Origin of the sequence: Kineococcus indalonis, from assembly GCF_009906395.1 — a bacterium.
Taxonomy (GTDB): Bacteria; Actinomycetota; Actinomycetes; order Actinomycetales; family Kineococcaceae; genus Kineococcus; species Kineococcus indalonis.
Map to the genome: position 1 here is coordinate 1 of NZ_JAAALM010000438.1, position 3471 is coordinate 3471.

Annotated in this window: 4 protein-coding genes; 2 read left to right on the plus strand and 2 right to left on the minus strand. The window is 80.1% G+C overall.

Features of this window, described 5'->3' with window-relative positions; translation table 11 throughout:
• Both GTR00_RS17040 and GTR00_RS25980 read left to right on the plus strand, forming a co-directional pair.
• Nucleotides 1-1201 (plus strand): ATP-binding protein (locus tag GTR00_RS17040; protein ID WP_166612777.1); only part of this gene is annotated, 1201 nt, incomplete at its 5' end.
• The gene (locus GTR00_RS25980; protein WP_166612778.1) at nt 1198-1887 is read left to right on the plus strand and encodes a LuxR C-terminal-related transcriptional regulator; all 690 of its coding nucleotides are present in this window, start codon (nt 1198-1200) and stop codon (nt 1885-1887) included. The genes GTR00_RS17040 and GTR00_RS25980, both read left to right, overlap by 4 nt.
• A 28-nt stretch (nt 1888-1915) precedes the next feature.
• Here the strand turns inward: GTR00_RS25980 and GTR00_RS17050 are convergent, their stop codons facing one another.
• On the minus strand, nt 1916-2563 hold the full coding sequence (locus tag GTR00_RS17050; RefSeq protein WP_166612779.1) for a response regulator: 648 nt from the start codon (nt 2561-2563) through the stop codon (nt 1916-1918).
• Nucleotides 2560-3471, minus strand: a 912-nt coding sequence (locus GTR00_RS17055) for a sensor histidine kinase (protein ID WP_166612780.1), incomplete at its 5' end; no start/stop codon positions are given. The genes GTR00_RS17055 and GTR00_RS17050, both read right to left, overlap by 4 nt.

A 3471-nucleotide genomic window follows, 5' to 3' on the forward strand; every position in this document is an offset into this window, starting at 1 on the left:
GGCCGCCGGGGTCGCCGCCGGCCTGGCCGCCCACCTGGGCGTGCCGGTGGCGCGGCTGCGGGTGGCGCTCGTCGCCCTGTCCGTGCTGGCCGGCACCGGCGCGGCCCTGTACGCGGCGTACTGGTTCCTCGTGCCCGACGAGCGGGACGTGCGCGAGGACGGCGCCGCCGGCGACCGCCGCGCCGACCCCTCCGCGTGGGTGCTCGCCCACCGCGACGCCCTGGTGGGCGGGGCGCTGGTGGTGGCCGGGGCGCTGGCCGCGCTGCGCGTGAGCGGGGTGGACGCCTCCGCGCGCGTCGTGCTGCCGGTGCTCGTGGTGGGCGCCGGGCTGGTGCTGGCGTGGAGCCAGCTGGACGCCACCCGCCGCGCCCGCTGGGTCAGCGGCGCCGGCGCCGGCGGCGGGCGCACCGCGGCGCTGCGGGTGGTGGCGGGCACCTCGCTGGTGCTGCTGGGCGTGGTGCTGCTGCTGGTCCTGGGCGGTGACGTCGCCGCGCTGGGCGGTTCGCTGCTGGGGGCGCTGGCCGTGCTGGCCGGGGTGGGGGTCGTGCTGGCCCCGTGGGCGGTGCGGCTGTGGCACGACCTGGGCGCCGAGCGGGCCGCGCTGGCCCGCGAGCAGGAGCGCGCCGAGCTGGCAGCGCACGTGCACGACTCGGTGCTGCAGACGCTGGCGCTCATCCAGCGGCGCAGCGCCGACGCCACCGAGGTGGCGCGGCTGGCGCGCTCGCAGGAGCGCGACCTGCGCCGGTGGCTGTACGGCGACCACGGCACCACCGCCGGCACCCTCGGCGCGGCGCTGCGGGCGGCGGCCGCGGAGGTCGAGGACGCCTCCGGCGCCACCGTGGAGGTGGTGCTGGTGGGCGAGCTGGACACCCTGGCCCTGGAGCGCGGCACCGGCGCGCTGGTGCAGGCCGCCCGCGAGGCGCTGCTCAACGCCGGCCGGCACGCCGGCGGCACCGTCTCCCTGTACGCGGAGGCCCTGGGCGCCGGGGACACCCGCTCCTTCGAGGTGTTCGTGCGCGACCGCGGGCCCGGCTTCGACCTGGACGCGGTGCCCCACGACCGGCTCGGGGTGCGCGAGTCGATCCTGGGCCGCATGGCGCGCGCCGGCGGCAGCGCGCGGGTGCGCCGCCCCTCCGACGGCGGCACCGAGGTGGTGCTGCGCCTGCCCGCCCCGGCGCGCGCGCAGCGGGAGGCGTCGTGACGGTGCGGGTGCTCGTGGTCGACGACCACCGCATGGTGCGCAGCGGCGTGCGCGCGGAGCTGGCCGCCGCCGCGGACGTGGAGGTCGTCGGCGAGGCCGGCGACGCCGCCGCGGCGGTGGAGGCGGTGCGCCGGGAGCTGCCGGACGTGGTGCTGCTGGACGTGCACCTGCCCGCCGCCGCCGGGGAGCCGCCCGCCCCCGGCGCCGGTTCCGGCGGGGCGCGCGTGCTCGACGGGTGCGCGGACCTCCTGGCCGGCGAGCGGCCCGTGCGCTTCCTCGCGCTGAGCGTGTCCGACGCCGCCGACGACGTCATCGCCGTCATCCGCCGCGGCGCGCGCGGGTACGTCACCAAGAGCATCAGCGGCGAGGAGCTGGCCGCCGCGGTGCGGCGCGTGGCCGAGGGCGACGCGGTGTTCTCCCCGCGCCTGGCCGGTTTCGTCCTGGACGCCTTCGGCGCGGTCGCCGGGGAGGTCGCCGCCACCGACGAGGAGCTGGACCGGCTCTCCGCGCGCGAGCGGGAGGTGATGCGGCTCATCGCCCGCGGCTACGCCTACAAGGAGGTCGCCAAGGAGCTGTTCATCTCCGTGAAGACGGTGGAGACGCACGTGTCGGCGGTGCTGCGCAAGCTGCAGCTGTCCAACCGGCACGAGCTCACGCGGTGGGCGGCGGCGCGCCGGCTGCTGTGAGGGGGCCGGCGGCGCGGGGGCCCGCGGTTCAGCCCGGCGGCACGAACCCCGAGCGGTAGGCCAGGACGACGGCCTGGGTGCGGTCGCGCGTGCCGGTCTTGGCCAGGACGGCGGCCACGTGGGTGCGCACCGTCTCCACGCCCACGACGAGCTCGGTGGCGATCTCGGCATTGCTCAGCCCGGCGGCGACCAGCCGCAGCACCTCCCGCTCACGGGCGGTGAGCCGCTCCAGCCGCGCGGCCCGCGCGCCGGTGCCGCGCACCTGCCGGCGCACGAGGTCGCGCACGGCGTCGGGGAAGAGCAGCGACTCCCCGCGGGCGACGGTGCGGATGCCGTGCAGCACCTCCTCCGGCGTGGAGCGCTTGAGCAGGAAGCCGTCGGCGCCGGCGACGAGGGCGTCCAGGACGTGCTCGTCGTTGGAGAAGGTGGTCAGGACCAGGACCCGGGCGGCCGAGCGGGCGCGCACCAGCGCGCGGGTGGCGGCGATGCCGTCCAGGCCGGGCATCCGCACGTCCATGAGCACCACGTCGGGCGCGGTGCGGGCCACCAGGTCCAGCACCTGCGCGCCGTCGCCGGCCTCGCCCACGACCAGCAGGTCCGGTTCGGCGCCGACGACGGCGGCCAGGCCGCTGCGGATCAGCGGCTCGTCGTCCACGAGCGCCACGCGCACCGTCACGGCGCCCCCGCCCCGCCCGAGCGCGCCCGCACCGGCAGGCTCACGCACAGGCGCCAGGTGCCGTCCGCGCCGGCGCCGGCGCGCACGGTGCCGCGCAGGTCCCGGGCCCGCTCGCGCACGCCGAGCAGCCCGCGCCCGCCGCCGGGCGAGCCGGTCGCGGCGGTGCGCGCCGCGCCGGGCGCGGTGTTGGCGACCTCCAGCACCAGCTCGTCGCCGCCGGCGCCCACCCGCACCCGGCACGAGGCGCCGGGCGCGTGGCGCAGCGCGTTCGTCAGGCCCTCCTGCAGCACCCGGTACGCCTCGCGGGAGACCACGGCCGGCAGCCCGGCCACGTCGCCGTCCACCGCGACCTCGACGGCGGCGCCGGCGGCGCGGGCGGCGCCGACCAGGGCGGCGAGGTCGCGCAGGTCCGGCACGGGCGCCGCCGGCGCGGCCCCGTCGCCCTCGCGCAGCAGCCCCAGCACGTGGTCGAGGTCGACCAGAGCGCGGCGGGAGGCGTCCTCGACCGCCCGCAGGGCGGTCTCGGCGGCGGCCGGGTCGCGGCCGAGCAGGCGGCGGGCCGCACCGGCCTGGACGCTGACGAGGCTGAGGGAGTGCCCGACGCTGTCGTGCAGCTCGCGGGCCAGCCGGTCGCGCCCGGCCAGCACCGACACGTGCGCCTCGGCGGCCGCGAGGCGCTCGGCGGCCGGCCCGGCCAGCAGCCGGGGCACGAGCAGCGCCAGGCCCCGGCCCAGCAGCTCACCGCCCACGACGGCCGCCGCCAGCAGGCCCGCGGCCAGCGCGGTGCGCGCGCCCGCCCCGGGCGGGGCGGGCAGGCCGGTGAGCTGGGCCGCGGCGCCGGAGGAGCCCGCCGCGGACGCCGCCAGCAGCACCGCGACCGGCACCCCGACGGCCAGCAGCGCCCCGGC